Origin of the sequence: Paraburkholderia sp. SIMBA_030 (genome assembly GCF_046535245.1) — a bacterium.
Taxonomy (GTDB): Bacteria; Pseudomonadota; Gammaproteobacteria; order Burkholderiales; family Burkholderiaceae; genus Paraburkholderia.
In genome coordinates, this window is the sequence record NZ_JAWRXB010000796.1 from 1 (window position 1) to 263 (window position 263).

A 263-nucleotide genomic window follows, 5' to 3' on the forward strand; every position below is an offset into this window, starting at 1 on the left:
GCGTCGAGCTGGCGCGGCGTGCCGCGGCCCGCTCGCCGTCGGTGCCGACGCTGTTCACGTCAGGCTACACGCGCGATGAGATCGTCCACCACGGCAAGCTCGACGCGGGCATCACGCTGCTGTCCAAGCCCTACCGCCGCGACGATCTCGCGCGCAAGGTGCGCGGCGTGCTGCGCGCCGCCGCCGGCGGAGCTGGCGGCACGGCGGCTGTCGGCAAGATGACGGATCGGCAAATCGCCGCGTGTGTGCCGAGCGTTGCGTAT

The 263-nt window shown here is 72.2% G+C and carries 1 pseudogene; it reads left to right on the forward strand.

Annotation, left to right across the window (positions count from 1 at the left end):
* Positions 1-263 (forward strand): annotated as a pseudogene (locus SB772_RS42165) (hypothetical protein); the annotation flags it as partial.